Origin of the sequence: Aphanothece microscopica RSMan92 (genome assembly GCF_046613545.2) — a bacterium.
Classification (GTDB): domain Bacteria; phylum Cyanobacteriota; class Cyanobacteriia; order PCC-6307; family Cyanobiaceae; genus NIES-981.
Window position 1 is genome coordinate 1 of record NZ_JBKKKY020000114.1, and the last position, 4,043, is coordinate 4,043.

Below are 4,043 nucleotides of genomic sequence, written 5' to 3' on the forward strand. Positions count from 1 at the left end.
TAAGTGTTTACGGGCATGTCAACTGCGCTCCTGCAAGTAGTCGGTGCCATCCCACACAAGCGTCGTGGTTCCGGCGGAAGTGATCTCGGCCCGCTTCAGGCCATCGGCAGAGTAGGTGTAGGTGGTCAAGGTTCCGTTAAGGTTATGAACCACCATCCTGTTCTCTTTATCATACACCATGGTGATCGTGCCCGGGTTCACTGAGAGGAGTCGGCCACTCACTCCGGTCAAGTTCCCGTTCAGGTCGTACGTGTGGGTGACGATATCTCCCTCCCGGCTCATGGTGACGATCTGACCGGCCAAGTCAAAGGAGATCTCCGTTGGCCCCTGTTCATTGGCGTACGTACGATTCCCCACCGCATCGCAGGCAAATGTCATGGTTTGCGACCATGGGCCCGAGTAAAGGTTCGTCGAGATACGATCCAACGCATCGTAGGTGTAGGTGTTGAAGAATCCTTTTTGACCGCTATTCGTGAACATTTGAATCGATTCATCAAAAGCGCCCACGAAGCATCTCCTTGTCGACATATTCAATCTCTATCTCCTAGTTCGAGCGAACATCCATGCGCACATGAAACACCAGGTCTGAGAGCAACCACCAGTTTTTCATAAACTAGCATCAAATTTTGAACCAATATCTGCTATCGCGGCTGAATTTGTCCTGTTGGGTATATCCTGCGTATAATCAAGTCCCCACTATCGTTCAAACACTCGATTAAGTATGTGCCCGGCAAGCATGAACATGATACAGTATAAAAAATTGGATACCCTCCAATTTGTTGTGAACGATATCTTATCTGCCAACTACCGCATGAACAGTCGAGCGAGTTCCGCGTAAGGTTGAGGACTCTCGATGAATACTGATTCGGAAACATCAAGAATTGTAGTATTCGTTTTGAGCCATGCTGCTGACATGCAGTAAGGTGAAGTGCACATGCCGAGGGCAAGAGTACCGTGCAAGCAACCGCAACGCAGAACCACCAAACCTGCCTGGCGCGTCGACTATCTTGATTACCTCCAGCCGTCATTGACTATACTCCTCGAATTCTTCGGGCCAGCAAAGCATCCTGCATGGTCGAATGTTGACTCAATGAAAAACCGTCGGGCCGAATGAGTTGTAATCACCACCGCGGCACCCATGATCAATTGCAGGCCGCCCCGTCCACCAGCTCCAGCTGATTATCGGGGGCGACGGGTTTTTCCTGCGCAACTTTTGGCAGGCACACTCCAGAATATGTTCATCGTCACTATAGCAAAGACCACTCACATAGGGCGGACGCCTAACTGTCCCGTCTATCCATTCCGAGATACATTCGCACGCCAAAGAAGCGACCGTACAGTCCATTTCCCTCGTGTAACACCTCAGAACCTCACTAGTGGCACTCCTCAGGTTGTTCATCCAATCCGCACAACTACCTACATTTCTTCCACCATAATAGCCACCCGGGTGGAGGTTGGAGCTGCATGATTTCTTGGGATTCGCGGTTTGGAAGCAGTATTCAACGTGAGAAGGCACAACGATGAATCCCATGTATTCGCATGTCGTGAGTGAGCACTTCCCGCCAACAAAGACGCTGCTTGGCTTCGCCGGTGACTTAGAACGGGAAACGCCATTTGGCCTTGACTTACCTCCTGGCCCAGAATTGTTACGAGATGAAGGATCGACTTGCCTGGGCGGTCGATTCGACTGCAATCCTAAAGGATCAATGAAAGCTGTTGGCATTCCTCCCACGTACCCAAAAGCTGCCTCCGATGGCCAGAGCGGATCGACGCTTGTCCACATGCCCATCCGCATACTCAGGTGCCGAGCACGCACGTAGTGAGACACGGGTACCCCCGAAGTAAACCGGTAACCCCAGGATCCCACCCACATAAACCGCCGACCCGCCACATTCCCGGTGGTTGCCGCGAACTCGCCGTAAGGCTTGTAATCCGCCGTGAACACCGCATTCGCGGCGGCATCGTAGCCCGCCACCACGTTGCCCTGAGCGTCTCGGCCATAGGTCAAGATATCGCCCAGGTCGTCGTACTCGTATTCCACCTGGCCATTGCGGCTGACGTAGTTTTTAACCGGCATTAGGTTCGCTCCTGCAAGTAGTCGGTGCCATCCCAAACAATGGTGGTTAGGGCTCCCGAGACGTTTTCACTTCGCTTTTGGCCGTTGCCATCATAAGTATATGTGGTTTTGGCTCCGTTGTGGTCAAGAACCTGCAAACGGTTCTCTTTATCGTAGGTCATCGTCGTCGTGATGGCCACCGTTCCATTCGGCGGCTCAAAGCCAACGATCCCGATCAAGTTGCCGTTCAGGTCGTAGGTGTAGGTCGTGAGCGTAGAGCCGTACGCCATGGTTGTGGACTGTCCGGCCAGATCGTAAGTGGTGGTGGTTGGCGCGTCCCACTCGGTCGAGTAGGTGCGGTTGCCCACCGGATCGTAGGTGTACGTGTATCCAACCGTGGAGGCCCCGGAAGTTTGCTGCCGGGTGAGCTGGTCGATCCCATCGTAGGTGAAGGTCTTCACCCGACCATTGAACGTCCGAATGGTGGCCGGGTTTCCGACCGGATCGTACGTGTAGGTCGTGCGAATGATGTTGGCGAACGACCGCAGGGTGACATTGCCGACTTCATCGTAAGTGGTTTGTTCACTCATCCCGTTTGGAAGCCGATTGTTGATCTGTCGGCCCGCGTTATCAAAGGTGTAGGTGGCAATCCCCTTGTTCGTCACCAGGGTGGTGATCCGGCCATCAGGGTCGTACTGGAACGTCCTCACCAGCCCATCCGGATTTACACGTCGAGGGTGGGGGCGAAAATCCCGATGAGCACCGCCCTCTCCTCTTCTGAGAAGTTACGGTGAGATGTAATGAAAGACCGTAGCTTCCATGCTAACTCCGGGCTCGCCTTCATCTGAATCTGAATAATAGGTGCTGCCATTATGAGTGACTCATAATCAAACCAGTATACCAAGTCGGGATCCAAACCAAGCAGATAAAATGGACAATCTACAACAAGCCTGCCCGCAAAAAGTCGCCGAACGATGTCAGCCTCCTGCCCCGGGCCATGACCGAGATCGTCCGGCAGTCGGTTGTCACTATTTAGCATGGCGGCTTTTTTTGTTTCAACTCTTCTTTGCATCGCTTGAAGCCGACATTATTGTCCTCGAAGGCTTGAACATGTCCGGAATCGCCTCCACGATAGCACTCCCGGTTGATCCTGCCTCTTGCACCAATACAGGCTGCATACCTCGCCAAATTAAGCCTGAGCTGAACACAGTTCATCGTAGTATGGTCACATCGTCGCGGCTGGCCTGTCCCTTTGCACTTCTTGTTAACGTCGTCCTGCAACTGCTTGTGTCGCCAAGGCGTGCAATCTCCATACGGCTTCTCTGCACACCAACCCTGGAGACCTTTATAATGGACGTAACTGATGCCAAAACAAGTGTAGCAAGTCCATGTCGTTTCAACCCACCAACACTTCATGCTTCGCAGTATTCTGCCTTCCCGTCTGCCCTTCGCGTCACATTGATCCTGGCCAACTCCCTTCTGTTCGGCCTTCGTGCAAGGAGTTACTCTCGTTTTAGGAATGCATACGGTTCCCGTTGGATCTACTGAATTAGTCGGGTTACCCCCCACGTACCCAAATGCCGGTTCCGTCGGCCAGAGTGGATCGACACTCGTCCACATCCCCATGGTAAAGCCGTAATGACGGGCGCGGACGTAGTGACTCACCCACTCCCGCCGAGTTTCGCGGTAACCAAGGCCACCCACCCAGCCAAAACGACCCACATCGTTCCATTCCGCCCGGGTTTCGCCGTAAGGGTCGTAGCTACGATCGGCGGTCAGCCAGCCATCTTTGTAGGTCGCAACTACCGAGCCCAAAGCATTTGTCACCACCGCAACCTGATCCGTCACAGCTCCGCCGTTCGTCGTAATCCGGCGGCGGATGCGGCCATTGGCCGTGATGTAAGTGTTTACGGGCATGTCAACTGCGCTCCTGCAAGTAGTCGGTGCCATCCCACACAAGCGTCGTGGTTCCGGCGGAAGTGATCTC

At 53.6% G+C, this 4,043-nt stretch carries 4 protein-coding genes; all 4 read right to left on the reverse strand.

The annotated features are described in order from the left end of the window. Window positions 1–18: 18 nt before the first annotated feature. The 4 genes from ACLD7X_RS15985 to ACLD7X_RS16000 all read right to left on the reverse strand — a co-directional run bounded on the left by ACLD7X_RS15985 (window position 19) and on the right by ACLD7X_RS16000 (window position 4,006). On the reverse strand, window positions 19–507 hold the full coding sequence (locus ACLD7X_RS15985; RefSeq protein ID WP_411424673.1) for a hypothetical protein: 489 nt from the start codon (window positions 505–507) through the stop codon (window positions 19–21). 1,569 nt (window positions 508–2,076) lie between these two features. Next, window positions 2,077–2,766 carry a hypothetical protein gene (locus ACLD7X_RS15990; RefSeq protein ID WP_411424674.1) on the reverse strand — a complete coding sequence of 230 codons (690 nt, stop codon included), beginning with the start codon at window positions 2,764–2,766 and terminating at the stop codon, window positions 2,077–2,079. Between the two features lie 14 nt (window positions 2,767–2,780). Continuing rightward, the gene (locus tag ACLD7X_RS15995; protein ID WP_411424675.1) at window positions 2,781–3,128 is read right to left on the reverse strand and encodes a hypothetical protein; all 348 of its coding nucleotides are present in this window, start codon (window positions 3,126–3,128) and stop codon (window positions 2,781–2,783) included. Continuing rightward, entirely contained in the window at window positions 3,089–4,006 is a 918-nt protein-coding gene (locus ACLD7X_RS16000) for an RHS repeat-associated core domain-containing protein (RefSeq protein ID WP_411424676.1), read from the reverse strand. Before ACLD7X_RS16000 ends, ACLD7X_RS15995 begins: the two co-directional genes overlap by 40 nt. Window positions 4,007–4,043: the final 37 nt, after the last annotated feature.